Source organism: Bradyrhizobium sp. ISRA442, assembly GCF_038085055.1.
GTDB lineage: Bacteria > Pseudomonadota > Alphaproteobacteria > Rhizobiales > Xanthobacteraceae > Bradyrhizobium.
This window is the reverse complement of the sequence record NZ_JALGCN010000007.1, coordinates 74,529-98,023: the sequence shown is the minus strand read 5'-3', so window position 1 is coordinate 98,023 and position 23,495 is coordinate 74,529. Positions and strand designations below refer to the sequence as shown.

General features: G+C 64.8%; 25 protein-coding genes and 1 pseudogene. 15 read left to right on the top strand and 11 right to left on the bottom strand.

Translation table 11 applies throughout. From position 1 onward, the window contains the following. The first annotated feature begins 24 nt into the window (after nt 1-24). Together MTR72_RS16985 and MTR72_RS16980 are read left to right on the top strand one after the other, a co-directional pair. Entirely contained in the window at nt 25-675 is a 651-nt protein-coding gene (locus MTR72_RS16985; RefSeq protein ID WP_280963733.1) for a protein-L-isoaspartate(D-aspartate) O-methyltransferase, read from the top strand. Between the two features lie 109 nt (nt 676-784). Then, nucleotides 785-2,155, top strand: a complete 1,371-nt coding sequence (locus tag MTR72_RS16980) for a LysM peptidoglycan-binding domain-containing M23 family metallopeptidase (RefSeq protein WP_280963734.1) — start codon at nt 785-787, stop codon at nt 2,153-2,155. A gap of 198 nt (nt 2,156-2,353) precedes the next feature. On the opposite strand, the gene MTR72_RS16975 is transcribed toward MTR72_RS16980, so the two are convergent. Continuing rightward, nucleotides 2,354-3,325 (bottom strand): ATP-binding protein, encoded by a 972-nt coding sequence (locus tag MTR72_RS16975; protein ID WP_280963735.1) that lies wholly within the window; start codon nt 3,323-3,325, stop codon nt 2,354-2,356. 180 nt (nt 3,326-3,505) lie between these two features. On the opposite strand from MTR72_RS16975, the gene yajC reads away from it, so the two are divergent. The 7 genes from yajC (at nt 3,506) to MTR72_RS16940 (ending at nt 9,858) form a co-directional block, all read left to right on the top strand. Next, nucleotides 3,506-3,862 carry a preprotein translocase subunit YajC gene (gene yajC / locus MTR72_RS16970; protein WP_279377589.1) on the top strand — a complete coding sequence of 119 codons (357 nt, stop codon included), beginning with the start codon at nt 3,506-3,508 and terminating at the stop codon, nt 3,860-3,862. Nucleotides 3,863-3,909: 47 nt separating this feature from the next. Continuing rightward, a complete protein-coding gene (secD, locus tag MTR72_RS16965) occupies nt 3,910-5,508 on the top strand; it encodes a protein translocase subunit SecD (RefSeq protein WP_280963736.1) in 1,599 nt (532 codons plus the stop codon). 11 nt (nt 5,509-5,519) lie between these two features. Next, complete coding sequence (gene secF / locus MTR72_RS16960; protein WP_341510726.1) at nt 5,520-6,539, top strand: protein translocase subunit SecF; 1,020 nt, start codon at nt 5,520-5,522, stop codon at nt 6,537-6,539. A gap of 60 nt (nt 6,540-6,599) precedes the next feature. Next, a complete protein-coding gene (locus MTR72_RS16955) occupies nt 6,600-6,983 on the top strand; it encodes an Mth938-like domain-containing protein (protein ID WP_280963738.1) in 384 nt (127 codons plus the stop codon). Next, on the top strand, nt 6,980-7,843 hold the full coding sequence (locus MTR72_RS16950; protein WP_341510725.1) for a phytoene/squalene synthase family protein: 864 nt from the start codon (nt 6,980-6,982) through the stop codon (nt 7,841-7,843). Before MTR72_RS16955 ends, MTR72_RS16950 begins: the two co-directional genes overlap by 4 nt. A 45-nt stretch (nt 7,844-7,888) precedes the next feature. Next, complete coding sequence (locus MTR72_RS16945) at nt 7,889-9,151, top strand: threonine ammonia-lyase (protein ID WP_341510724.1); 1,263 nt, start codon at nt 7,889-7,891, stop codon at nt 9,149-9,151. 233 nt (nt 9,152-9,384) lie between these two features. After that, nucleotides 9,385-9,858: a VOC family protein gene (locus MTR72_RS16940; protein WP_341510723.1), complete on the top strand. Its 474-nt coding sequence runs from the start codon at nt 9,385-9,387 to the stop codon at nt 9,856-9,858. 63 nt (nt 9,859-9,921) lie between these two features. Here the strand turns inward: MTR72_RS16940 and MTR72_RS16935 are convergent, their stop codons facing one another. From MTR72_RS16935 to MTR72_RS16915, 5 genes are all read right to left on the bottom strand, one after another. Then, nucleotides 9,922-11,478, bottom strand: a complete 1,557-nt coding sequence (locus tag MTR72_RS16935; RefSeq protein ID WP_341510722.1) for a L,D-transpeptidase — start codon at nt 11,476-11,478, stop codon at nt 9,922-9,924. A gap of 245 nt (nt 11,479-11,723) precedes the next feature. Further along, nucleotides 11,724-12,299: a CAP domain-containing protein gene (locus MTR72_RS16930; protein ID WP_341510721.1), complete on the bottom strand. Its 576-nt coding sequence runs from the start codon at nt 12,297-12,299 to the stop codon at nt 11,724-11,726. Nucleotides 12,300-12,371: 72 nt separating this feature from the next. Next, nucleotides 12,372-13,466, bottom strand: a complete 1,095-nt coding sequence (locus MTR72_RS16925) for a serine/threonine protein kinase (protein ID WP_341510720.1) — start codon at nt 13,464-13,466, stop codon at nt 12,372-12,374. A 7-nt stretch (nt 13,467-13,473) separates the two neighbouring features. Beyond that, the gene (gene trmFO / locus MTR72_RS16920; protein WP_341510719.1) at nt 13,474-14,901 is read right to left on the bottom strand and encodes a methylenetetrahydrofolate--tRNA-(uracil(54)-C(5))-methyltransferase (FADH(2)-oxidizing) TrmFO; all 1,428 of its coding nucleotides are present in this window, start codon (nt 14,899-14,901) and stop codon (nt 13,474-13,476) included. 128 nt (nt 14,902-15,029) lie between these two features. Then, entirely contained in the window at nt 15,030-15,182 is a 153-nt protein-coding gene (locus tag MTR72_RS16915) for a DUF1127 domain-containing protein (protein WP_007590701.1), read from the bottom strand. A 686-nt stretch (nt 15,183-15,868) separates the two neighbouring features. Here MTR72_RS16915 and MTR72_RS16910 point away from each other — a divergent pair. Beyond that, entirely contained in the window at nt 15,869-16,132 is a 264-nt protein-coding gene (locus MTR72_RS16910; RefSeq protein WP_341510718.1) for a hypothetical protein, read from the top strand. A gap of 59 nt (nt 16,133-16,191) precedes the next feature. On the opposite strand, the gene MTR72_RS16905 is transcribed toward MTR72_RS16910, so the two are convergent. Beyond that, the gene (locus MTR72_RS16905; protein ID WP_341510717.1) at nt 16,192-17,016 is read right to left on the bottom strand and encodes a lytic murein transglycosylase; all 825 of its coding nucleotides are present in this window, start codon (nt 17,014-17,016) and stop codon (nt 16,192-16,194) included. Between the two features lie 134 nt (nt 17,017-17,150). Then, nucleotides 17,151-18,059 (bottom strand): DUF2189 domain-containing protein, encoded by a 909-nt coding sequence (locus MTR72_RS16900; protein WP_341510716.1) that lies wholly within the window; start codon nt 18,057-18,059, stop codon nt 17,151-17,153. A gap of 329 nt (nt 18,060-18,388) precedes the next feature. Here MTR72_RS16900 and MTR72_RS16895 point away from each other — a divergent pair, with 329 nt between their 5' ends. After that, the gene (locus MTR72_RS16895; protein WP_341510715.1) at nt 18,389-18,790 is read left to right on the top strand and encodes a DUF3597 domain-containing protein; all 402 of its coding nucleotides are present in this window, start codon (nt 18,389-18,391) and stop codon (nt 18,788-18,790) included. Between the two features lie 52 nt (nt 18,791-18,842). Here MTR72_RS16895 and MTR72_RS16890 read toward each other — a convergent pair whose 3' ends face one another. Further along, complete coding sequence (locus MTR72_RS16890; RefSeq protein ID WP_341510714.1) at nt 18,843-19,118, bottom strand: GNAT family N-acetyltransferase; 276 nt, start codon at nt 19,116-19,118, stop codon at nt 18,843-18,845. Between the two features lie 105 nt (nt 19,119-19,223). On the opposite strand from MTR72_RS16890, the gene MTR72_RS16885 reads away from it, so the two are divergent. Beyond that, on the top strand, nt 19,224-20,159 hold the full coding sequence (locus MTR72_RS16885; RefSeq protein ID WP_341510713.1) for a tetratricopeptide repeat protein: 936 nt from the start codon (nt 19,224-19,226) through the stop codon (nt 20,157-20,159). A 199-nt stretch (nt 20,160-20,358) separates the two neighbouring features. Next, entirely contained in the window at nt 20,359-20,757 is a 399-nt protein-coding gene (locus MTR72_RS16880; RefSeq protein ID WP_341510712.1) for an SPW repeat domain-containing protein, read from the top strand. A gap of 47 nt (nt 20,758-20,804) precedes the next feature. Here MTR72_RS16880 and MTR72_RS16875 read toward each other — a convergent pair whose 3' ends face one another. Both MTR72_RS16875 and MTR72_RS40475 read right to left on the bottom strand, forming a co-directional pair. Then, on the bottom strand, nt 20,805-21,080 hold the full coding sequence (locus tag MTR72_RS16875) for a GNAT family N-acetyltransferase (protein WP_341510711.1): 276 nt from the start codon (nt 21,078-21,080) through the stop codon (nt 20,805-20,807). Nucleotides 21,081-21,091: 11 nt separating this feature from the next. Beyond that, nucleotides 21,092-21,232: pseudogene (locus tag MTR72_RS40475) on the bottom strand (DUF3828 domain-containing protein); the annotation flags it as partial. Here MTR72_RS40475 and MTR72_RS16870 point away from each other — a divergent pair. Together MTR72_RS16870 and MTR72_RS16865 are read left to right on the top strand one after the other, a co-directional pair. Next, nucleotides 21,203-21,661, top strand: a complete 459-nt coding sequence (locus MTR72_RS16870) for a hypothetical protein (protein WP_341510710.1) — start codon at nt 21,203-21,205, stop codon at nt 21,659-21,661. The pseudogene MTR72_RS40475 and the gene MTR72_RS16870 sit on opposite strands and share 30 nt — an antisense overlap. A gap of 220 nt (nt 21,662-21,881) precedes the next feature. Then, nucleotides 21,882-23,489: an acyl-CoA synthetase gene (locus tag MTR72_RS16865; RefSeq protein ID WP_341510709.1), complete on the top strand. Its 1,608-nt coding sequence runs from the start codon at nt 21,882-21,884 to the stop codon at nt 23,487-23,489. Nucleotides 23,490-23,495: the final 6 nt, after the last annotated feature.

The window sequence follows — 23,495 nt, the reverse complement described above, 5'->3', positions numbered from 1 at the left end:
TCCCGAAGAGACGAACACAGGCACATGGCCTCCCATCAGCAGCCGCCGGAGAAGATGATGTTTCAGCTCACGCTGAGGCGTCGGGGGATCAGCGACCAAGCGGTGCTGCGCACCATGGAGGAGGTGCCGCGCGAGTTGTTCGTCGACGAGGCCGATCGCGAGGATGCCTACCGCGACAGCGCGCTGCCGATCGCCTGCGGGCAGACCATCAGCCAGCCCTTCGTCGTCGCCTACATGACCGAACAGCTTCAGCTCCGGAAGCAGCACCGCGTCCTCGAGATCGGCGCCGGCTCCGGCTACCAGGCTGCCGTGCTGTCTCGGCTCGCCGGGCATGTGCTCACAGTCGAGCGCTACCGCAGGCTCGCCGATGCCGCGCGCGCCAGGCTCGAGAAGCTCGGCTGTCACAATGTCGAGGTGATGCTGGGCGACGGCCTCAACCTGCCCGCCAATATCGGCCCGTTCGACCGGATTATTGTGACGGCCGCCATGGAGCAGATTCCGGAGAATCTGATCGAGCGGCTCGATGTCGGCGGCATCCTGATCGCGCCGGTCGGGCCGCATCAGGGCGTGCAGACGCTGATCCGCCTGACCCGTAGTGAAACGGGCCTGGAGCGCAAGGAACTGGTCGACGTCCGCTTCGTGCCCGCGCTGCCCGGCGTGGCACGGGAGTTGTAGATTCCCGGATCGGTTGTGCTGCCAACATCTTATTGGGAGGGTTAAGCCGTTATTTACTCGGCGCGTGTTTACTTAAAAGACCAGTTCTGTTGCGTACGAGTGAGTAACCATGTCCGCTGTCGCCGAGTTGCTTTACTCGCGCCGCGTGCCGCAGGTCGCGGTGCTGGCGCTGATCTCGTTCGGTTTCGCGGGGTGCAGCGCCGACATGTCGTCGCGGCTTTCCCAGACGAATTTCTCCAACCCCTTCGCCTCCGAGTCGACCGGTTCGGTGCAGCAAGCGCCTCCGCCGCAGCGTGAGCTGCCGCAATATGCGCGGCCGCAGACACAGCCGGGCTACTACCAGTCGCAGCCCTTGCCGCCGCCGGCGGTTGCCGCGCCGCAATCCTATCCGGTTTCGGGCGGGGGCGTGTCCGGAGGCGGGCGCGGCGTCGGCTCCTACACGCCGCCGGCGCAGCCGCATCTTGAGACCACTGCCACCGTGCCGCCGCGCTCGGTCGCAGCGGCCCAGCCGGCCGGTGGGACCAAGATCATCGTCGGCACCAGCGACACGCTCGACATTCTCGCCAAGCGTTATCACGTCACGCCGCAGGCGATCCTTGCCGCCAACGGCTACAAGGGCCCGCGCACGCTGTCGCCCGGCCAGCAGCTCATCATCCCGCGCGCGGCCACAACGGCTGCCGCCGCGCCAGCCCCCGTCGCTGCGACTCCCACGATGGCGCCTGCGGCCAAGCCGGTTGCCGTCGCCGCTCCGCCGAGCATCCATTTCGTCAATCGCGGCGACACGCTGGCCAGCATCGCCCGCAAGAACCACATTTCCGCGGCCGAGCTCGCCCGCGCCAATGGTCTCGAGCCGTCCGCCAAGCTCAAGCTCGGCACCAAGCTGACCGTACCCGGTGCCAAGACCGCCGCGGTCGCCGTGCCGGTCGCTCCGGCGCCGGCTCTGGTGGCGCCGACACCCGTTGCCCAGCCCGCCGCGGTCGCGCCCGCCACCAAGGTCGCCGCCGCAACACCAGTTCAGAGTGCTCGCCTGGCCCAGGCCACGGCGAACATCGAGGAGAAGCCCGCCGAGGCACCGAAGGCCGCGGACGCCACCGGCGCGCTGCCGACCTTCCGCTGGCCGGTGCGTGGCAAGGTGATCACGACCTACGGCGCCAAGACCAATGGCAAGTCGAATGACGGTATCAACCTTGCAGTGCCCGAAGGCACGCCGGTCAAGGCGGCGGAAGACGGCGTCGTTGCCTACTCCGGCAACGAGCTGAAGGGCTATGGCAATCTGGTCCTGGTGCGGCACTCCAACGGCTACGTCACCGCCTATGCCCATGCGAGTGAACTGCTGGTGAAGCGCGGCGATACCATCAAGCGCGGCCAGGTCATTGCCAAGTCGGGTCAATCCGGGGAAGTGGCGTCGCCCCAGCTCCACTTCGAGATCCGCAAGGGATCAAGCCCGGTTGACCCGCTTCAATTCCTGAACGGGGCGTGAGGCCTGAACTCGTCGTAGGGCAGGCTATCACCACACAGAGACTGTCATCGCCCGCCTTGTGCGCAATTGCGCACTGGAGCGGGCGATCCAGTATTCCAGAGACAGTGACGCGATCCGGAGAAGCCGCAGCGTGCTGGATTCCCCGCTTTCGCGGGGAATGACGGTGGTGCTTGGGGCGGCAGCCCCGGGGCCTACTGCCTACTTCACCGTCAGCTTCACACCCAGCCGTCCCGCCAGCTCCTGCACGAACTGCCAGGCGACGCGGCCCGAGCGCGAGCCGCGCGTCGTCGACCATTCCAGCGCTTCGCGCTCCAGCGCCTCGTCGTCGATCTTGATGCCGAAATGGCTGCAATAGCCGCGCACCATCGCGAGGTATTCGTCCTGGCTGCAACGGTGGAAACCGAGCCAGAGGCCGAAGCGGTCCGACAGCGAGACCTTCTCCTCGACCGCTTCGCCGGGATTGATTGCGGTCGAGCGCTCGTTCTCGATCATCTCGCGCGCCAGCAGATGGCGGCGGTTTGAGGTGGCGTAGAGAATGACGTTGTCTGGCCGGCCCTCGATGCCGCCTTCGAGCACGGCCTTGAGCGACTTGTACGAGGCGTCGTTCCCGTCGAAGGAGAGGTCGTCGCAGAACACGATGAAGCGGAAGGAGGAGGCCCGAAGCTGCTCCATCAGCGAGGGCAGGCTCTCGATGTCCTCGCGATGGATCTCGATCAGCTTCAACCTGTCAGCGGCGGCGCGGTCGGCATTGATGCTGGCGTGAGCGGCCTTCACCAGTGACGACTTGCCCATGCCGCGCGCGCCCCAGAGCAGCGCATTGTTGGCGGGCAGGCCGTCTGCGAAGCGCTCGGTGTTCTCCATGAGGATGTCGCGCATGCGGTCGACGCCCTTCAGCAGGAAGAGCTCGACACGGCTGACCCGCGGTACCGCCGAGAGGCGGCCGTCCGGGTGCCAGACGAAGGCATCGGCGCGGTCGAACGATTCGGCCACCGCGGCGGGGCTCGCCTGGGCGGAAAGGTGCGCCGCGATGGTCTCCAGCGCGCGGACGATGCGCTCCTGGGAGAGGTCGACGGGGGCTGCTGTGGGGCGTTTTGCCGCGACGCGGGCGGGCTTTCCGGCAGGGGTCTTGAGGCCTTTGCCGGCCGGGCTTTTACTTGGTTTTCTGGGCATGTCCGAAGTTCCTGAGAACGCAGCCTTATCGGGCCTCAAGGCCCGCCGCAAGGTGGCCAAATCGACGGTCTGGCAGCGTTGCAATTGGGGCGCTGGCCGCTATAGTCCGCGCGAATTTGACCGAGCCGGTCGCCCAACGGGCCTGACCGGCTTTCCCCCGTTCTCACGAGGACCGTCCGTATGTTCATTACCCCTGCGTATGCCCAGGCTGCGGGCGCTGGCGACACCAACAGCATGTTGATGTCGCTGCTGCCGTTCGCCCTGATCTTCGTGATCATGTACTTCCTGATTCTGCGGCCGCAGCAGAAGAAGGTGCGCGACCATGCCGACCTCGTGAAGAACATCCGCCGCGGCGACACCGTGGTGACCTCGGGCGGCCTCGTCGGCAAGGTCACCAAGGTCGTCGACGACGACCAGATCGAGTTCGAAATTTCCGACGGTGTGCGCGTGCGGCAGATGCGCCAGATGATCTCCGGCGTTCGCGCCAAGGGCGAGCCGGCCAAGGAAAGCGCCAAGGACGACACCTCGGCAAGCTGAGCGCTCGCGCGAGTCTCGAGAATCTCCTGATCTGACAGGTCCAGTCGATGTTGTATTTCACGCGGTGGAGGGCGCTGGGGATTATCCTGACAGCGCTGATCGTGTGCCTTTGCGCGGTCCCGAACTTCTTCCCCGAGGCGCAGGTCAAGACCTGGCCCGCCTGGGCGCAGCGCCGGCTCGTGCTGGGCCTCGACCTGCAGGGCGGTTCGTATCTGCTGCTCGAGGTCGATTCCAACTACGTGAAGAAAGAGAAGCTCGACCAGGTCCGCGACGATGTCCGCCGCGCCCTGCGCGAGGCCAAGATCGGTTACACCGGCCTCGTGACCCGCGGCGACGCGGTCGAGGTCCGTGTCAAGGACACCGACCTGCAGCCCGCGCTCGCCAAGCTGCGTGATCTCGCGCAGCCGATCGGCGGCCTTTTGGGCTCGGGTTCGCAACGTGACCTCGAGGTCACCGATGCCGGCGGCGGCCTGATTCGGTTGGCGCTGTCGCAGCCCGCGATGGTCGAGCGCATGCGCCGCACGATCGAGCAGTCGATCCAGATCGTCGAGCGCCGCGTCAATGAGCTCGGCACCGTCGAGCCGGTGATCCAGCGCCAGGGCAATGACCGCATTCTAGTGCAGGTGCCGGGGCTTCAGGATCCGACGCATCTGAAGGAGCTGCTCGGCAAGACCGCGAAGATGGAATTCCGGATGGTCGATACTTCGATATCGCCGGACCAGGCGCAGCAGGGCAGGCTGCCGCCGGAATCCGAGCTCCTGATGAGCACGAGCTCGCCGAAGGTGCCTTACGTCGTCAAGAAACAGGTGCTGGTCTCGGGCGGCGAGCTCACCGATGCGCAGCCCGGCTTCGACCAGCGCACCAACGAGCCGATCGTCAGCTTCCGCTTCAATTCGGTCGGCGCCCGCAAGTTCGCGCAGGCCACGACCGAGAATGTCGGGCTGCCGTTTGCAATCGTGCTCGACAATGAGGTGATCTCGGCGCCGGTGATCCGCGAGCCGATCACCGGCGGGCAGGGGCAGATCTCCGGCAATTTCACCGTCCAGTCGGCCAATGATCTCGCCGTGCTGCTCCGTGCCGGCGCGCTGCCGGCGCCGCTCACGGTCGTGGAAGAGCGCACCGTCGGTCCGGGCCTCGGCCAGGACTCGATCGAGAAGGGCGAGCTTGCCGCCTATGTCGGCTCGATCATGGTGATCGTGTTCATGCTGTTGACCTACCGGCTGTTCGGCCTGTTCGCCAACATCGCGGTGGCGATCAACGTCGCCATGATCTTCGGCCTGTTGTCGCTGCTCAACGCCACGCTGACGCTGCCCGGCATTGCCGGCATCGTGCTCACCGTCGGCATCGCGGTCGACTCCAACGTGCTGATCTACGAGCGCATCCGCGAGGAGCTGCGTGGCGGCCGCAACGCGATCTCGGCGATCGACGCCGGCTTCAAGCGGGCGCTGGCGACCATCCTCGATTCCAACATCACGACCTTCATTGCCGCCGCTGTGCTGTTCTACATCGGCACCGGTCCGGTGCGCGGCTTCGCCGTGACGCTTGGCATCGGCATCATCACCACGGTGTTCACCGCCTTCACGCTGACCCGGCTGATCGTGGCGGGGTGGGTGCGGTGGAAGCGGCCGCAGAGCGTGCCGATCTAGGAGCTAAGACCGTGACCCACTACGTTCTCATCGGGCTTGGCATCCTGATTGCCATTCTCACCGTCGTTGCCGCGCTCGGCGTGCTGCCGTCGCTGCGCATCGTCCCGGACGACACACATTTCGACTTCACGCGCTTCCGCCGCATCAGCTTCCCGATCTCGGCAGCGCTGTCGATCGTCGCGATCACGCTGTTCTTCACCCATGGCCTGAATTTCGGCATCGACTTCCGCGGCGGCACGCTGCTCGAGGTGCAGGCCAAGTCCGGCACCGCCGACATCGCGGCGATGCGCACCACGCTCGATGCCTTGCGCCTCGGCGAAGTCCAGTTGCAGCAGTTCGGCGGCCCCGAGAACGTCCTGATCCGTGTCGCGGAGCAGCCGGGTGGTGATGCTGCCCAGCAGGAGGCGGTGCAGAAGGTCCGCGGTGCGCTCGGCGATACCGTCGAATACCGCCGCGTCGAGGTGGTGGGACCGCGCGTGTCCGGCGAGCTGCTGGCCTTCGGCATGCTCGGCCTGATGCTCGCGATCGTCGCGATCCTGATCTATCTCTGGTTCCGCTTCGAATGGCAGTTCGCGTTAGGGGCCATGATCGCCAACGTGCACGACATCGTGCTGACGATCGGCTTCATGTCGATCAGCCAGGTCGATTTCGACCTGACCAGCATCGCGGCGCTTCTGACCATTCTCGGCTATTCGCTGAACGATACAGTGGTCATCTACGACCGTATCCGTGAAATGCTGCGGCGCTATAAGAAGATGCCGATGCCGCAGCTCCTCAACGAGTCCATCAACTCGACGCTGTCGCGCTCGATCATCACCCATGTCACGGTGACGCTCGCGCTGCTCGCGCTGCTCCTGTTCGGCGGCCATGCCATCCACAGCTTCACCGCGGTGATGATGTTCGGCGTGGTGCTGGTCGGCACCTACACCTCGATCTTCATCGCGGCGCCGATCCTGATCTATCTCGGCGTGGGCACGCATCGTGAAGACACCGCGGATACGGCTGCGCCGGCAAAGAAAAATCGGCCATGATCCGAACCGCGTGCCCTCGCACGAGTTTGCGAGGGCAGTAGGCCAATTCGGACGAAGCGCATGACCGGCGATCCCAACGCTCCGCATTTCCCGCGCTCGGCGCCGATCGAAGCCTATGGCAAGGGCGGCTTCGCTTTTGCCGGGATGTCGCACCGAGGCTCGCTACTCTGCCTGCCCGACGCGATCTGGGCCTGGGACGTGACCGATCCCGCGAAGATCGACCGCTATTCGCTGGATCGGGTGTTCGCGGCCGCCAACAGCATCGACACACTGCTGATCGGAACCGGAACCGGTCTCTGGCTGCCGCCGCCGGAGCTGCGCCAGGCGCTGAAGGCGGTGAGGGTGGTGCTGGATACGATGCAGACCGGGCCCGCGGTACGCACCTACAACATCATGATCGGCGAACGGCGGCGTGTCGCGGCCGCCTTGATCGCCGTGCCATGAGCAGCACTGCGCCTTCTGCCGATGCCGTCGCCTTCTGCGCCGATCTCGTGCGCAGTCACGACTTTCCGCGTTATGTCGCAACCCTGTTCGTGCCCGCCGCCGAGCGCCGCGCGCTGCTCGCGCTCTACGCTTTCAATGTCGAGATCGTCCGCGTACGCGACCAGGTGAGCCAGCCCTTGCCCGGCGAAATCCGCCTGCAATGGTGGACCGACATGCTGGCGGGCCATGCGCATGGCAGCGCCGAGGGCAACCCGGTGGCCGCCGAGCTCCTGCGCGCGATCCGCGAATTCGATCTGCCGGTTGAACCGTTGTCGCTGCTCGTCGACGAGCACCAGTTCGATCTCTACAACGATCCGATGCCGACCATGTCGGCCCTGGAAGGCTATCTGGATGCGACCTCTTCGGCGCTGCTCGCGCTGGCGGCCCGGATCGTGGCGCCGCCATGGGCGGCGATGGAGCACCTTGCACGCCATGCCGGGCTCGCCCAGGGCATGGTGCAGGTCGTCGCCAACCTGCCGCGCGATGCCGCGCGCCGGCAATTGTTCCTGCCGCAGCAGATTCTCGAGAGCCATGGCTGCCGCATGGAGGACGTGTTCGCCGGCCAGCAGACGCCCGCTCTGCGCGCCGTTCTCGACCAGCTCTTCAATGAAGCGCGGCAGCACCTCGCAACGGCCGCTTCGCTGCTGGCTGAGGTGCCGGCATCGGCACGATCAGCATTTTTGCCCCTGAGCCAGGCGCGCGCCGACCTGAGGCGGCTGTCGCGGGCGGATCGCAATCCGTTCACGCCGGCCCCGTCGTCGAGACTGCGCACGCTATGGACGTTGTGGCGGGCCTCGCGGTCGCGTGAATTTACCAAATAGCGGCTCGCATATCGCCTGGACCGGCCAAATGCTCTATGCTGTCCTATGGCTGAGTTGTCCCAAACCGCATCTTCGACGACGGTTGATCCGGTCGATCTGACCGGCCTTCCGGTTGCGCCGGCTGATATCCGTGCCGCGGCCGACATCGTTCGGGGTGCCGTCGTCGAAACGCCCTGCAACTACAGCCGGACGCTGAGCAGCATCTGCGGCTGCGACATCTGGCTCAAATTCGAGAACCTCCAGTTCACCTCCTCGTTCAAGGAGCGCGGTGCTCTCAACCGGCTCACGGCCTTGATGCCGGAGGAGCGCACGCGGGGCGTGATCGCCATGTCGGCGGGAAACCACGCGCAAGGTGTCGCCTATCACGCCAAGCGGCTCGGCATTCCCGCCACCATCGTGATGCCGGTCGGCACGCCGATGGTGAAGGTCGAGAACACCAGGCACCACGGCGCCGAGGTGATCGTCACCGGTGCGACGCTGGAGGAGGCCGCTGCGTTTGCACGAAGCCATGGCGAGGCCCGCGGCATGATCTTCGTCCACCCCTATGACGATCCGCTCGTCATCGCGGGGCAGGGCACGGTCGGGCTGGAAATGCTTCAGGCGGTGCCGGAGCTGGATACGCTGGTCGTCCCGATCGGCGGCGGCGGACTGATCAGCGGCATCGCCATTGCCGCGAAGTCGCTGAAGCCTTCATTGCGGATATTGGGTGTCGAGGCCTGGCTCTATCCCTCGATGTACAACGCGATTCACGACGGCAACCTGCCCGCGCGCGGCGACACGCTGGCCGAAGGCATTGCGGTGAAATCGCCCGGCAAGATCACCATGGAGATCGTCCGCCGTCTCGTCGAGGACATCGCGCTCGTGAATGAAGCTGAGCTCGAGCGCGCGGTCGCGAGCCTGATCTCGATCGAGAAGACGGTCGTTGAGGGCGCCGGCGCCGCCGGCCTTGCCGCGATCATGTCCGATCCGTCCCGCTTTGCCGGCCAGAAGGTTGGCCTGGTCCTCAGCGGCGGCAATATCGACACGCGGCTGATCGCCTCCGTCCTGACCCGCGAGCTCGCGCGCGAGGGACGGCTGACCCAACTGTCGCTCGATATCCCCGACCGGCCGGGCCAGCTCGCTGCGGTAGCTGCGCTGCTCGCCGAGGCCGGAGCCAACATCATCGAGGTCTCGCACCAGCGGACGTTCTCTGACCTTCCGGCCAAGGCGACGCTGCTGCAACTGGTCATCGAGACGCGCGACAGCGCGCATCTCGACGAAGTCATGGCCAGACTCAGCGCGTCCGGCCTGAGCGCGCGCTGCACGTGAGCGGCGTGCGACTATTCGAATGAAGCGCATTCGTCGTATCTTGCGTCCACATTCCAATTTCGACTGTGGCAGCGGGACGCTTTGAGAGATTTTGCCGGCTCCGAACGCGATATTTGAACACGCGCCACTGCGGCAAGTTGGCCACCCATGGTGACAGCCAGGCGAACAAGATTCTAAGCTGACGCGCGCTTGGGGAATGGGCACGCTTTGAGTTGGAACTGAAAGGACTCGCGATGGCGAAGAACACGATTTGCCTCTGGTATGACAAGGACGCCGAAGCTGCTGCCCGCTTCTATGCCGAGACGTTTCCCGACAGCGCAGTGCAGGCTGTCCACCGCGCTCCCAGCGACTATCCGTCCGGCAACGCGGGCGATGTGCTGACGGTCGAGTTCACTGTTGCCGGCGTCGCCTGTCTCGGCCTCAACGGCGGTCCCGTGTTCAAGCACAACGAGGCCTTCTCGTTCCAGATCGCCACCGACGATCAGGACGAGACCGACCGCTACTGGAACGCCATCGTCGGCAATGGCGGACAGGAAAGCGCTTGCGGCTGGTGCAAGGACAAATGGGGCGTTTCCTGGCAGATCACGCCGCGCGTGCTCACCGAGGCGTTGGCGGCCGGCGGTGCCGAAGCAAAGCGCGCATTCGAAGCGATGATGGGCATGACGAAGATCGATGTCGCCGCGATCAAGGCGGCGCGCCGCGGCTGACGTCGCCGGCACTTCGTCCGGCGCGTTGATCGAGACGGTGCGCTAGCGATCGAGTGTGCCGTCCTACCACCAACCCCGCTGCATCGGCTGCATCGGTTGATAATACTGGCCGCCGCGGCGACGCGGATAACCGGTGCCGGGTTGCTGGTCATAACTGCGCTGCTGGAAGAAGAAACCGAAGCCGTCGTCGTCGCCCCAGCCGCCGTCGCGGCTCGCAATCATATCTGTCGTCGGCTTGCGCGTGATGAAGCCGCCCTGGGGCTGGTTGCTCAGCACCGCGACGAACTCGGTGCGATAGTTGGTCTCTTTGCTCAGCGGCTCGTCCGAGATGATAATCGACGATCGCGGCACGGCGGTCGGCGCGATGCGATCGAGCACGTCCTGCGGAATGGTGATGCGGTCGAGCGCGTCCTTGGCGTTGTCGCCGTCGTCGATCGTGACCACACTCCAGCGCAGGCCGGTATCGTTCTTCGCCATCGCGGTGAACACATGCGTGCCGATCGGCTGGTCGGGGTTGCGGATCGTGACCGGAACCTCGATGCTCGTATCGAACACCTCGCCGCCGCCGTCCGGCGCCGGCTTGTGCGTGTTGCGCCGCACGTAAAGCCTTTGCGTCGACCGGCTGATGTACACAGAGACCGGCTCGAGCGCGAGCTTCGCCTCGGTCGCCGCCTTGACGGCGTCGGCCTTTTTGGTTGCAGCCGCCTTGGCGGCATCTTTTGCCGCCGCAGCGGCGTCGCGCTTCGGCTGCGCATCGGTCTTGGCGGCGTCGAGCTGCGTCGCCGCATCCGCGGCGTTGGCGGCGGCCTTCTGCTTCTGCTCCTCGGCCCGAGCCTTGGCCTGATCCGTTTTTGCGGTCGCGAGTGCCTTGTCGGCATAGGCGAGTTCGGCGTCGGCCCGAGCCTTGAGCTGTTCCAGCTTGCGCAACGTCGTCGGGAGCGATGCGGCTTCGCGTGCCGCCGCCGCGGCGGCGCTCTTCGTTTCGTCGGCTGCCCTGGTGGCTTCCTCGGCTTCGCGGGAGAGTGTATCGGCACGCGCCGGGGCTGCCGCAATGGCCTGCTTGTTCGGCACGAACAGCGCCGGGTGGGAGAAATCGACCGGGGCCGCGTCGTTCGGCGAGATGATCACCCGCATCCCGATCTGCGTCTTTTCGAACAGATTCTCCGCAAAGCCGTAGGGCATGCGTACGCAGCCGTGCGAGGCCGCATAGCCGGGCAGGGGGCCGCCATGCAGTGCGATGCCGTTCCAGGTGATGCGCTGCATGTTCGGCATCCAGGCATCGTCATACATGGTCGAGTGGTGGTCCTTGTCCTTCTCGATGACGGCGAAGACGCCGGCCGGGGTCTCGCGTCCGGTCGTGCCGGTCGACACCGGGGCGCGCAGGATCCAGCCGTCGGCGTCGTAGAATGTGACCTTCTGGCTCTGGATCGACACGATCGCCATAATCGGCGCGCCGGCCTCGCGCGGCGCCGTCGCCTCGACGGCGGGGCGCGCCTGCTTGGCCGCGGCGCCTGCGGTCAGTGCCGTCAGAGCGGCCATCGCCGCGAATGTGACAATGCCGGGGGGGCCTCGACGCCGCATCGCCGTGCTGCATTGCGCCGCCGTCAACCGATCTGCCATGTCATTCCCCGAACTGCCTATCCGCGCTTGCGTCGATCAAGTGTCAGATTGCGATACTCGGATTAACGAACTACCGCCATGAACGTTGCCAATTCGCTTCGAAGGATATTCCGGTGGCAAATCCCTCATATATGACCGCCTGCCTTGGAGGAAGGGCGGCTCGCACCTGAAGCTGGCCCGAAGGTCGCGGTCGATTTGCCGCAGGTGGTCTTTTCGCTTTGCAGCGTACGCCGCCGGGCTCGGTTTCAAATGCAGAGGCTGAGCAGCTTGATGTGGCAGCCGCCGGCTTTGGGCCGGCTTGAGGGCGCGACTTCACGCTTCACAACGACAAGCGGTTCCTTGTCCTTCTTGCCTTTGCCTGGCTTCGGCTCGTAATCGCCTGCGATCACCATCGCCCAGTAGGTGCGCTTGCCGCTTGCATTCCTGGCGCTTGCGATCCCAACGCGGGAGGCGTTGTGCAGCAGCAGGTTCTTGCGGTGCCCTGAGGAGTCGATCCACTGGCCGAGCGTCTTCTCGAAACTGTCATAACCATAGGCGATGTTTTCCGCGGCGCGGCCCGCACGCGCCGGCGCGACCCGCCTGGTGAACGGGCCGAGGACCTCGTGACTGAGATCGTCCTTCGCCGCCATCGCGCGCGCCTGTTCCAGCGCAATGCGGTCGAGGGTTGCGTCGCGCACGACGCGGGCCTCGCCATGCTTGAGGCGGTAGCTGGAGATCAGTTCGGCAGGGGAGTCCGTGGCCATCGCGGGCGCGGCTGCCAGCAGAAGACCCGCGACGATTCCGCCGGCCATGCGACGCGTCATTGACCCCCAGGTGCTCATTCCCCACCAAGCCACCGTGATATCTGCGTCGCTTCTCCATCGGCAATGTGGACGCTTCAAGGCAGGTCCAAGCTAGCTGGCCGGCAGATTCGCCTCGAAATTGAAGCGGTCACGCAGGTTCTTGCGCTGCTCCAGGATGTCCTTGAGGAAGGCGCGGTCCTGGTCGTTCCTCATCATCGGCTCGATCAGGTCGAGCTGGTTCATGGCAACTAGCTGCAGGATCTCGGTGCGCGGCTTGCCGCTGGTATCGCGCGGCAGGGCATGCACGACCTGGATGTGTTCGGGAGGCTTCGGTCCCCTGGCGGCAGTGAGCTCGTTGCGGAGCTGACCTTCGAGGGCGGCCTGGTCGGCCTCGACGAAGGCATAGAGCCCGACGCCCGAGCGGCGGTCGGCGAAGGCGACGATGGCGGTGTCGCGCACGGCCGGATTTTTGCGGATCAGGGCGGTCAGCACCGGCGCGTCGTTGACCAAGCGGCGGCCGCCGCCTTCGCGGTCGGTGAAGTTGAACAGGCCGCGCGTGATCGCGCGATAGACCTTCTTGCCGGTGGCAAGCCACAGGCTCGCGGCGAGGGATTTCTTTGCCAGGATCTTGCGCTCCCGCGGCGTCAGGGCCTCCGGCACATAGGAGCGCTTGTGCTTGAGGAGATGCCGGAGATCTTCATAGGCGAGGATGCGATAGAGCCGTCCGCGTCCCTCAAAGCAGGCGGCAAGCTGGAAGTCGGTGACATAGGCGCGCCCATCGCGACCGACCAGCCAGTTCTGCTCCTTGGCGAGATCGTTGTGGCAGATACCGGCGCGGCGCAACCGGCGCAGCGCCGCCTTGGCCGAGCGAAAATAGGCGAGGTCGCCATGCGGTTTGGCCAAATGCAGCGCGGCGCCGTCGACGAAGCCGCGGACCAGCGCGCGACGTCCAGCCCACAGCAACTCGGGACCGACGTTCAGGCCTTTGGCGAGCGCCAGGGCATGCTTCTCGCGCGCGAATAGGTGGCGCGCCAGTAGGAACGACCACCACGGGACTTCGTCGAGCCGGCGCAGGACGGCGTCGACCTCGCCGCTGTCGCTGCGAAAGCGGCCCCGTTCGACTGTCGAGAACACGTCGCGCTTGAGCAGCACGCCGTCCGTCCAGCGCGCCGAAAGCACCGCGGCGTCTTCCTTGGGGAGGCTCATCGAAAGCTCACGCCGCCGCGGCAATGTGCAGGTGATCGGCGATCCAGCGATCGAGATCGGCAAGCGCCCGCGCACTCAACGCTTGCTTCTTGGCCACCGTTTTCTCGTTGCCGCGCAGGCGTGTGCCGTCGGCCTTCTTCGTCGGTGCGCTTGCAAGCGGCGGGAACAGGCCGAAATTGATGTTCATCGGCTGGAACGATCGTGTGCCCGCCTCGATGGTCTCGATATGGCCGCCGGTGATGTGGCCGAGCAGCGATCCCAGCGCCGTCGTGGCCGGCGGGCTCGTAAGCCGCTCGCCGCGCGCGTCCGCTGCCGCATAGAGGCCCGCGATCAGGCCGACGCTGGCGGATTCCACATAGCCCTCGCAGCCGGTCATCTGGCCGGCAAAGCGCAGTCGTGGCTGTGCGCGCAGGCGCAATTGGCCGTCGAGCAGTTTGGGTGAATTGAGGAAAGTGTTGCGATGCAGGCCGCCGAGACGAGCGAACTCGGCCTTCTCCAAACCCGGAATCGCGCGGAAGATGCGCTGCTGCTCGCCGTACTTCAACTTCGTCTGGAAGCCGACGATATTGTAGAGCGTGCCGAGCTTGTTGTCCTGGCGGAGTTGCACGATCGCGTAGGGCTTTGTGCTGGGATCGTGCGGATTGGTCAGCCCGACCGGCTTCATCGGCCCGTGGCGCAAGGTTTCGGGCCCGCGCTCCGCCATGACTTCGATCGGCAGGCAGCCGTCGAAATAGGGCGTGTTGGTCTCCCACTCCTTGAACTCGGTCTTCTCGCCCGCCAGCAGCGCGGCGACGAAGCCGTCATACTGCTCCTTGGTCATCGGGCAGTTGATGTAGTCGGCGCCGTTGCCGCCCGGACCGACCTTGTCATAGCGCGACTGGAACCAGGCCACCGACATGTCGATGGAGTCGCGGTGCACGATCGGCGCGATCGCGTCGAAGAAGGCGAGCGCGTTCTCGTCGGTCAGTCCGCGGATCGCGTCGGCCAGCGGTGCGGAGGTGAGGGGGCCAGTCGCAACGATCACGTTGTCCCATTCGGCCGGCGGGAGGCCGGCGACTTCGTCGCGAGCAATCTCGATCAGGGGATGGTCGTTGAGCGCCTTGGTGACCGCGGCGGAAAAGCCATCGCGATCGACCGCCAGCGCGCCGCCAGCGGGCACCTGGTTGGCATCGGCGGCGCGCATGATCAGCGAGCCGAGGCGGCGCATCTCCGCGTGGAGCAGGCCCACAGCGTTGTTGGCGGCATCGTCGGAGCGGAACGAGTTCGAACAGACGAGCTCGGCGAGCCCGTCGGTGCGGTGAGCCTCAGTCATGCGGGTCGGCCGCATCTCGTGCAGCACCACCGGGATGCCTGATTTAGCCACCTGCCAGGCGGCCTCCGAGCCGGCTAGCCCGGCGCCGATCACATGCACGGTGTTGGATTGGGGTCCTGTCATGGCTCGGACAGGTAGCGCTTTTTGGCGGCCGTTGGAATCGCCGAGATCGAGTTTTCTGCCTTCCAGATGCGACAACGCCCGCACGAGGCGGGCGCTATCGGGTTCGTCCGGTAAGGGCTGAAACGGTATCAGCCCTGATACTGACCGGCGGCAACGCGCGGGATGTCCGAGCGATCGAGGCCGATGTCGGCCAGTTCGCGATCGCTGAGCTGGGACAGCTCGGCAACATTGCGCTGATAGTCCCGGAAAGCCTGGATCATGCGGATGAGCGAGAGCAGCATTGTAGTCTCCTGTAGTTCGATTCAGCTCTTGACCTGAGCGTCATCGTTGAAATGAATATAGATGGGTGTGTTGCAGTGCGGAAGTTCCGATGTTGCGATGCAGCTAAGCAAATAGCGCATAGCGCAAGTAAGAAACGATTAACCTCTCGGCAGTCTCGCCCAAGAGATGGGCGGGATCGCCTAAGTTCAGCGATAAACTTCCATGAGATCATGGGTTTATTGCCGTGCCTGACGGTTCCCAATGGAGATGAAATAAGTCGTGTATCGACCGTCCGCAAGACAGTCCGGCAGCTTTTAGACCCAAGTGACATATGCGCGAATCGCATGTTGAGCGATCTTATTGAAATGAATATATATTCATTACTTAGGCCAACCAATCCTTGGGCAGCTCGCGTGAGCGTTCGAAATCCGGAATCATCCCCCGGGGCATGAAGAGCCGGTCGTTTTGGTTCGTGCAGTTGGCGCGCATCGTTGCCGCGCTGTACACACGCCGAGCGTGTGAAGCTGATTACAAAGTTGTAATGAAAATCAGAAATTTCGCATGCGGCTCTGCGCGGCGCGCAACATCACGCAATTCTCGCGGGGAATTTATTGCGGCAAGTTGCCGCATCCGGGGAAAGTCACGTGGCAGATTCCGGCAATGCCGCCGGCTCTGTGTTCAAGAATAAGAGAAGGAAAGTAACATCATGACGAAGTTACTCGGGGTTATTGCAATTGCTGCCGTTCCCTTGGCCCTTGCGCCGGCTCAAGCCGCAAAACATGCGGCTGGTGGGTGCAGCTCGGCCAATCTGGAGCACACCGAGACCGCGATCGAGAACATGCCGGATGGCGACAGCAAGACGGTCGCCCAGAAGGAGATCGCGGCAGCTCAGGACTCACTGCTCAACGGCAAAATGGGTGTATGCGGCGCACACCTGAACAAGGCGATGCGCGCCTCCATGGGTAAGTAAACGCTCAAAGAGGGCCGGTCGCGGCGCGATCGGCCCTACGCTTTTGTTCAGGACCTGTCCTAAGGAGCGCGCGCGAGCTGGGTCGCGAAATAGGCGACCGTCTTGGCGTAGACCTCGCTCTTGTTCCACTGCTGTAGCACCGCGAAATTCGGGCTGCCCGGCTGCCAATCCTTGCCGCGCTGCCAGCCATAGCCGGCCAGATAATTCGCGGTGGAGGCGAGCACGTCGGGCGCGTTGTGCAGCAGGTCCCGCTTGCCGTTGCCGTCGAAGTCGACGGCGTACTTTATCCAGGATGACGGCATGAACTGGGTCTGGCCAATCTCGCCGGCCCAGGCACCGCGCATTTCAGCCGGCGCCAGATCGCCGCGTTGGACGATGCGCAGCGCATCCATCAGCTCGCCGCGAAACTGCTCGGCGCGCCGGCAGTCATAGGCCAGCGTCGCGAGCGAGCGGATCGTCGGAAACTTGCCGATGTTGACGCCGAAATCGGTCTCGAGCCCCCAGATCGCGACCAGCACCTCGCCCTGCACACCGTACGCCTGCTCGATGCGGGAGAGCACCGAGCCATATTGCTTCATCATGTTGGAGCCGCGCTGCAGGCGCGGCGGCACCATGCGGCCGGAAAATTCCTCAAAGCTCTGGCTGAAGACTTTTTGCGAGCGGTCGCGATTGAGCACGGTCTGATCGAGGGTCACGCCGGCAAGCCCCGCGGTGATCGCCTGCTGCGAGATGCCCTTGGCGGCGGCGTCGGTTTTGAAGTCGGCAAGCCAGGCATCGAAGTTGCCCGAGCCGCAGGCGACTGCGGCAAGCGTGGGCTCGGCGGACAGGATGGACGCGGTGAGGATGAAGGCGGTGAGGGCGAGACGAGAAATCGTCGGGGTCATTCGAATGAATTCATTCCGTGAAGTGGCATGACCGGCGGCGACAATCTCGGGAGTAACCGCGGCCAAAGCAAGGCGTTTGAAGACACTCCGATCCTGCCCACGACGCGGGTAGGATCGGCTGTCGCTGCATGTTACTAGGCGTTCGTGTCATTCCGCCAGGGGAAGAGGTTGGCCGGGAAATCGGCCGCCGGCTTGCGTGGACGATGCGGCGGTGGCGGCACCGGACGGGCACCGGGTTCGGAGGCGATTGCCTTGCGATAGAGGTGCCAGGTGGCGTGGCCGAGCAGGGGGATGACTACGGCCAGGCCAAGGAAAGCGGGGATCGTTCCGAGCGCCAGCAGCACTGCCACGATCAGGCCCCAGGCCGCCATCGGCACCGGGTTCTTCGCCACGACGCGAAGCGAGGTCACCACCGCCTCCAGCGCGCCGGCATGGCGGTCGAGCATCAGTGGAAACGACACGACGCTGACGCAAAGCGTACCCAGCGCGAACACGAAGCCGACGCCGCAGCCGACCACGATCAGCCACCAGCCTTGTTGCGTCGTCAGCACGCGCCTTGCGAAATCCGAGATTCCGGTCACGCCTTCATAGCCGAAGGCTGCAACGTAGATCGCCTGCGCCGTCGCGACCCAGGTCACGAACAGCGCGAGCAACAGCGTGCCGAGGCCGAGCATCGCGCCGAATGAAGGCGAGCGCAGCACCTCCATGGCATCCCAGGCGCTGGCTTCCTCACCGCGTTCGCGCCGGCTGCTGAGCTCATAGAGTCCGAGGGCGGCGAACGGGCCGATCAGGGCAAAGCCCGCGGCCAGTGGAAACAGCAGCGGCAGCACCGAATAGCCCATCACCACGCGGGCGAGCACGAGGCCCAGCACCGGATAGATCACGCAGAGGATGATGGCGTGGCTCGGAACCGCCTTGAAATCTTCCCAACCGCGCTTGAGCGCGTCATGCAGGTCGGACAGTCGGATGGTTCGGATCACAGGTCCAGCCGCATCCGCGGTCTGGGCCATCGTGGGGACATTGCCCTGGTAGAACGTGGCCATGGTCGCTAGCTCCCTTGCCATGCGGCCGAACTCCGGCGCCGGCAAACGGCGCAAGCGGCCGCTCTTCTCTGACTTTCGCGATCCCGACCAGACGCGAGATCCAGATGGCATCGCGAGCTGAACGTCAACCGTACTCCCAATTCCGAGTCCTGTCCCGCACGCATGGGTGAGATTCGATGCCGCAGTGCAACCTCGAGCGTGTCATTCGGTCGTCATTTCGCCGCAGATAAGCTGATGCTGGTTGCAGCTTCGCTGAACTCGGCGGGCGCAACGCAGAAACTTCGGCTATAAGTGAAGGCCTTCCAACGGATCCTATTCGGGGAGCAGACATGAGTATTTTCGGGAAAATCATGAGCGCGATCTTCGGCAGCGAGCCGGCCGCTGCCGCGCCCCCTGCGGGCAGTGCGCCCGCCGGCTCGGCGCCGAGCGCATCGGCGCCGTCGTCTGCGCCTGCTGCTGCGCCCATGGCAACCGTGGACGTCGCCGCGATCGTCGACAAGGCCGCCGCCGCCCACAAGGGCGAGAAGCTGGAATGGCGCACCTCGATCGTCGACCTCATGAAGGCGCTCGACATCGATTCCAGCCTTGCCGCCCGCAAGGACCTCGCCAAGGAGCTCGGCTACACCGGCGACATGAACGACTCGGCCAGCATGAATGTTTGGCTGCACAAGCAAGTCATGTCCAAGCTCGCCGCCAATGGCGGCAAGCTGCCGCCCGAGATCAAGCACTGATCGGCATCACCGTCGCAGCAGGGGCCCGCGAGATCGCGGGCCCCTTTTGCTTTCAGGCGACGAGATCGGCATCCTCCGGATGCCTGTCGAGATAGTCGACGACGAAACCGCAGCCGGCAATCACCTTCTTGGCGTCGTGGCGGATCAATTCCAGCGCGCCCTTTATCAGCTCGGAAGCGATGCCGCGGCCGCGCAGCGCGCGCGGCGTCTCGGTGTGGGTGATGATCACGGCCGACGGCGTCAGCCGATAATTGGCGAAGGCGACCTCGCTGCCGACGTCGAGTTCGAAGCGGCTCTTGTCCTTGTTGTCGCGTACCGATGCCGCCATGCGTGACCCTTCCGAAGCGAGGCTTGTTTCCCCGATCTAGGCGCCTGAACCGGCTCTTGCCAAGGCGCGACCAAGGAAGGTTGCCGCAGGGGAGATATCCGAAAAATGCGTGTCCCGATCAGCCTCATGGCCGTACTTGCCGCGCTCGCCGCGATGTCGCCGGTGCCGGCCTCGGCGGAAGGCGGCCCGGCCTGGGAGGCGTGCGTCGGACTGACCAGCTCGCCGGATGAGCGGGTCAAGGCCTGCTCGACCGTGATCGATACTAGGAGCGAGAGCGGCCGCAGGCTCGCCGGTGCCTATTGCAACCGCGGCCATGGCCTGACCGAGAAGCGCGAACTCGATGCCGCGCTGTCCGACCTCGACGAGGCGGTCAGGCTCGCTCCGGATTATGCCTGCGCCTTCAACAATCGCGGCCGCGTCTTTTCCTTCAAGCACGACTACGATCGCGCGATCGCCGACTACGACCAGGCCATCAAGCTCGATCCGTCGCTGGCGCTCGCCTATAGCAACCGCGGCGAGTCCCGCTATAACAAGGGCGACCTCGACGGCGCCTTGGCTGACTTCAGCACCGCGATCAAGCTCGACTCCAACTATGCCACGGCCTATGCCAATCGCGGCTACGCCTACTATCGCAAGCACGACATGCCGCATGCGCTCGCCGACTTCACCATGCGGATCAAGCTGGCGCCCGGTCTGCTCGCCTATATCGATCGCGGCAACGTCTATCGCGACAGCGAGCAGCTCGACCGCGCCGCCGCCGATTACGGCGAGGCGATCCGGGTCGCGCCGACGGATGCGCGCGGCTGGCGCAATCGCGGTATGATCCGGCTCTACCAGGGCGACAACAAGGGCGGGCTCGCCGACTACGACAAGGCGCTGCAATACGATCCGTCCGACGTGTTCTCCTGGAACAATCGCGGCCAGGCCAGGCTTCGGCTTGGTGACAGGCAAGGTGCCATCGCCGACTTCAGGAAGGCGCTGGAGCTGCGGCCCGGGTTGCCGGCCGCGCGCGAGGCGCTCCAGAAGCTCGGTGCCCTGTAGTTGCAGTGCAGTACGAGTGCCTGACCAGGCAGCACCGCACGCGACCGCAAATAATCCGCGCCATCGCTCTTGCAAGTTCCACGGCGGTTGCGACATTCTTGACAGGACATACGCCCGAATGCGGCCGGCAGGGTCGTTAGACATTCGGAGTGTCATGATCGCCAGCCGCCGACGTATGCCTCTGTTGTAGGAGGGTACGATGTCGGACTTTGGTTTCTTGAATACTCATCGAACATGGGAAGACTGGTGCGGGATGCTGCTCGGCGCGCTGATCGTCGCGTCGCCATGGTTTCCCATCCAGGATCAGGCGGCGATTGTGGGACAGCAGATGGCGATCCTGAATGCGGTCGCAGTCGGCCTCGCCGTATTTGGCATCAGCCAGCTCGAATATGTCTCGCTGCAGCGCTGGCAAGAGGTGACGACGATTCTGATCGGACTGTGGCTCATCGGCTCGCCCTATGTCCTCGGCTATTCCGGTGAGGGTTTTCTGCGCATCTACCACACGAGCCTCGGCGCGGTGGTGGTGCTCCTCGGCGTGCTCCAGCTTTGGCAGGACTGGGACCTGAATGACCAGGAGATGCTCAAGCATGGACAGTAGGCCGTAGATGTCGGCAGATCCGCCTGGCTATGGGCGGGCCTGAACCCTCATCTCTTCACAAGATCCGCATAGTCCGGGTGCTTGTCGATCCACGCCTTCACGAACGGGCATTGCGCGACGACCTTCAGGCCTGAGGTGCGGACCTGATCGAGCGCGCCCCTAACCAGCTTCGAGCCGATGCCCTTGCCGCCGAGCTCCGATGGCACCTCGGTATGGACGAAAGTGATGACGTCGCCATCGAGCTTATAGTAGGTCGCGGCGAGGTGGCCCTCGACGGCGAGCTCGTAGCGGCTGTGGGTTTTGTTGTTGATGACGTCGCTCATGTCGTCTCCGGTCAGCTCTTCAGCGATTCCGTCAGCATCTTGCGGATCGACCACGCCTCGTCGTCGGAGGCGCCCCTGATGTCGTCGATCTTCCAGCTATCGGCCTCGCCTACGAAATCATAATGCACGATCTGGTCGGCGGGTTTGCGGTCGGTTCAATCGGCCGCCTTGGCCAGCCGCGCGTCTTCAGGCTGTTGTTGCCGCGGGCGCAGGCACCCCTGGCAGATGACGAGCGAACGGTTGACCCTGGCGTCTTGCTCGGCCTCGATGCCGTCCTGGGCCTGCCACCATTCTTTCGAATAGGGCTAAAATCCCGCCTGCGCGTTGTTGCGGTCGGCTCGTGCAACGGTGCGCGATGGGCCAGAGACGGAACGCGGTTGATTGGGATCCTCGCCGGCGCCATCCCAGGCATAGCGCGCGGGTGTGAACGCGGGATCCGAGGCGAGGCGCGCTTGCGGCGCCACAGCGCATCCGGCAAGCGCCAGCGACAACAGGAGGACGGCGGGCGCTTTGACCATGATGCGGCACTCTGTACGCGAGAACTGCGCGAGGTTGCGCCGATCATGTTTAAGATTCCCTGAACGGTCGCGGTCGCGGCGGCGACCAACGCGAATGAGATATTTGCTCCTCATCTTCGTTCTGCTGTTTCAAGGAGAAGGCCATCTCGGCGATGCCGTTTGAGTTCGGGAAGCCGTAAGGCGAGGTGCGGCCGGCGGCCTTGCTACGTTGCGGGCGATGGCGATAAATGGGATGCAAAGGGCGGGGCACAAGCACGCGATCCGCCATCGAAGAGGAAACCCCATGCAGCCCCTGCGCATGTCCCGCCGCGTCATGAATCTCGCTCACATGTTGACCCAGAATGCGCGGCGGCATGGTTCGCGCCCCGGATTCGTGTGGGGCGACAGATCCTGGACCTGGCGCGAAATCGATGCGCAGGTCTCGGCACTGGCGGCGGCGCTCGCAGCGCGCGGCATCAAGAAGGGCGACCGCATCCTCGTCCATTCCAAGAATGGCGACGAGATGTTCGTCTCGATGTTCGCGGCGTTCCGGCTTGGTGCGGTCTGGGTTCCCACCAATTTCCGCCTGATGCCGGACGAGGTCGCCTATCTTGCCCAGGCCTCCGGTGCGAAGGCGTTTTTGTGTCACGTCGATTTTCCCGAGCACGCTGCGGCCGTGAGCGGCGGCGCGCTGGACTTCATCTGGAGCATCGACGGCAAGGCCTCGTTCGGCGAGCGAAGCGTGGCGGAGGCCATCGCCTCGCAGGCCGGCGCTGATGTCGCGAATGTGGATGTCGAGTACGACGATCCCTGCTGGTTCTTCTTCACCTCCGGCACCACCGGCCGCTCCAAGGCCGCCGTGCTCACCCACGGCCAGATGGGGTTCGTGGTGACCAATCATCTCGCCGATCTGACGCCCGGCACGACGGAGCAGGACGCATCGCTTGTGGTGGCGCCGCTGTCTCATGGCGCCGGCGTGCATCAATTGATGCAGACCGCGCGCGGCGCGCGTACCGTGCTGCTGCCGACGGAAAAATTCGATATCAACGAGGCGTTCCGCCTGATCGAAGCGCATCGCGTCAGCAATCTGTTCACGGTGCCGACGATTTTGAAGATGATGATCGAGCATCCCGCCGCCGACAAATACGATCATTCCTCGCTGCGCCAGGTGATCTATGCCGGCGCGCCGATGTATCGCGAGGACCAGAAGGCCGCGCTGAAGAAGCTCGGCAAGGTCATCGTGCAGTATTTCGGCCTCGGCGAGGTCACCGGCAACATTACCGTGCTCCCGGCGGCGCTGCACGATCCCGAGGACGGTCCGCACGCGAAGATCGGCACCTGCGGTTTCGAGCGCACCGGGATGCAGGTCTCGATCCAGGACGATGAGGGCCGCGAGCTGAAGCCGAACCAGAGCGGCGAGATCTGCGTGATTGGCCCTGCGGTGTTCGCCGGCTACTACGACAATCCCGAGGCCAATGCGAAGGCGTTCCGCAACGGCTGGTTCCGCACCGGCGATCTCGGCCACATGGACGAGGAAGGGTTCCTCTACATCACCGGCCGCGCCTCCGACATGTACATCTCCGGCGGCTCCAACATCTATCCGCGCGAGATCGAGGAGAAGATCTTGACGCATCCCGCCGTCGGCGAGGTCGCCGTCCTCGGCGTGCCCGATCCGACCTGGGGCGAGGTCGGCGTTGCCGTCTGCGTCGCGCGCGAGGGCGCAAAGCCCGTAAGCGAAGCCGAGATGGCGGCGTTCCTTGGCCCCAAGGTGCCACGTTACAAGATGCCGAAGCGCTTCTTCTTCTGGGAGGCCCTGCCGAAGTCCGGCTATGGCAAGATCCCCAAGCGCATGGTGCGCGACGAGCTCGAGGCCCGCGGGCTGCTCGATCTCGACAAGAAGCAGGCGGGCTGAGCGGGC

Excerpts from the sequence above, each read along its gene's own strand:
- MTR72_RS16985 (WP_280963733.1), top strand. The coding sequence starts at position 25 with ATGGCCTCCCATCAGCAGCCGCCGGAGAAGATGATGTTTCAGCTCACG.
- MTR72_RS16980 (WP_280963734.1), top strand. The coding sequence starts at position 785 with ATGTCCGCTGTCGCCGAGTTGCTTTACTCGCGCCGCGTGCCGCAGGTC.
- MTR72_RS16975 (WP_280963735.1), bottom strand. The coding sequence starts at position 3,325 with ATGCCCAGAAAACCAAGTAAAAGCCCGGCCGGCAAAGGCCTCAAGACC.
- yajC (WP_279377589.1), top strand. The coding sequence starts at position 3,506 with ATGTTCATTACCCCTGCGTATGCCCAGGCTGCGGGCGCTGGCGACACC.
- secD (WP_280963736.1), top strand. The coding sequence starts at position 3,910 with ATGTTGTATTTCACGCGGTGGAGGGCGCTGGGGATTATCCTGACAGCG.
- MTR72_RS16955 (WP_280963738.1), top strand. The coding sequence starts at position 6,600 with ATGACCGGCGATCCCAACGCTCCGCATTTCCCGCGCTCGGCGCCGATC.
- MTR72_RS16950 (WP_341510725.1), top strand. The coding sequence starts at position 6,980 with ATGAGCAGCACTGCGCCTTCTGCCGATGCCGTCGCCTTCTGCGCCGAT.
- MTR72_RS16945 (WP_341510724.1), top strand. The coding sequence starts at position 7,889 with ATGGCTGAGTTGTCCCAAACCGCATCTTCGACGACGGTTGATCCGGTC.
- MTR72_RS16940 (WP_341510723.1), top strand. The coding sequence starts at position 9,385 with ATGGCGAAGAACACGATTTGCCTCTGGTATGACAAGGACGCCGAAGCT.
- MTR72_RS16935 (WP_341510722.1), bottom strand. The coding sequence starts at position 11,478 with ATGGCAGATCGGTTGACGGCGGCGCAATGCAGCACGGCGATGCGGCGT.
- MTR72_RS16930 (WP_341510721.1), bottom strand. The coding sequence starts at position 12,299 with ATGAGCACCTGGGGGTCAATGACGCGTCGCATGGCCGGCGGAATCGTC.
- MTR72_RS16925 (WP_341510720.1), bottom strand. The coding sequence starts at position 13,466 with ATGAGCCTCCCCAAGGAAGACGCCGCGGTGCTTTCGGCGCGCTGGACG.
- trmFO (WP_341510719.1), bottom strand. The coding sequence starts at position 14,901 with ATGACAGGACCCCAATCCAACACCGTGCATGTGATCGGCGCCGGGCTA.
- MTR72_RS16915 (WP_007590701.1), bottom strand. The coding sequence starts at position 15,182 with ATGCTGCTCTCGCTCATCCGCATGATCCAGGCTTTCCGGGACTATCAG.
- MTR72_RS16910 (WP_341510718.1), top strand. The coding sequence starts at position 15,869 with ATGACGAAGTTACTCGGGGTTATTGCAATTGCTGCCGTTCCCTTGGCC.
- MTR72_RS16905 (WP_341510717.1), bottom strand. The coding sequence starts at position 17,016 with ATGACCCCGACGATTTCTCGTCTCGCCCTCACCGCCTTCATCCTCACC.
- MTR72_RS16900 (WP_341510716.1), bottom strand. The coding sequence starts at position 18,059 with ATGGCCACGTTCTACCAGGGCAATGTCCCCACGATGGCCCAGACCGCG.
- MTR72_RS16895 (WP_341510715.1), top strand. The coding sequence starts at position 18,389 with ATGAGTATTTTCGGGAAAATCATGAGCGCGATCTTCGGCAGCGAGCCG.
- MTR72_RS16890 (WP_341510714.1), bottom strand. The coding sequence starts at position 19,118 with ATGGCGGCATCGGTACGCGACAACAAGGACAAGAGCCGCTTCGAACTC.
- MTR72_RS16885 (WP_341510713.1), top strand. The coding sequence starts at position 19,224 with ATGCGTGTCCCGATCAGCCTCATGGCCGTACTTGCCGCGCTCGCCGCG.
- MTR72_RS16880 (WP_341510712.1), top strand. The coding sequence starts at position 20,359 with ATGTCGGACTTTGGTTTCTTGAATACTCATCGAACATGGGAAGACTGG.
- MTR72_RS16875 (WP_341510711.1), bottom strand. The coding sequence starts at position 21,080 with ATGAGCGACGTCATCAACAACAAAACCCACAGCCGCTACGAGCTCGCC.
- MTR72_RS16870 (WP_341510710.1), top strand. The coding sequence starts at position 21,203 with ATGCACGATCTGGTCGGCGGGTTTGCGGTCGGTTCAATCGGCCGCCTT.
- MTR72_RS16865 (WP_341510709.1), top strand. The coding sequence starts at position 21,882 with ATGCAGCCCCTGCGCATGTCCCGCCGCGTCATGAATCTCGCTCACATG.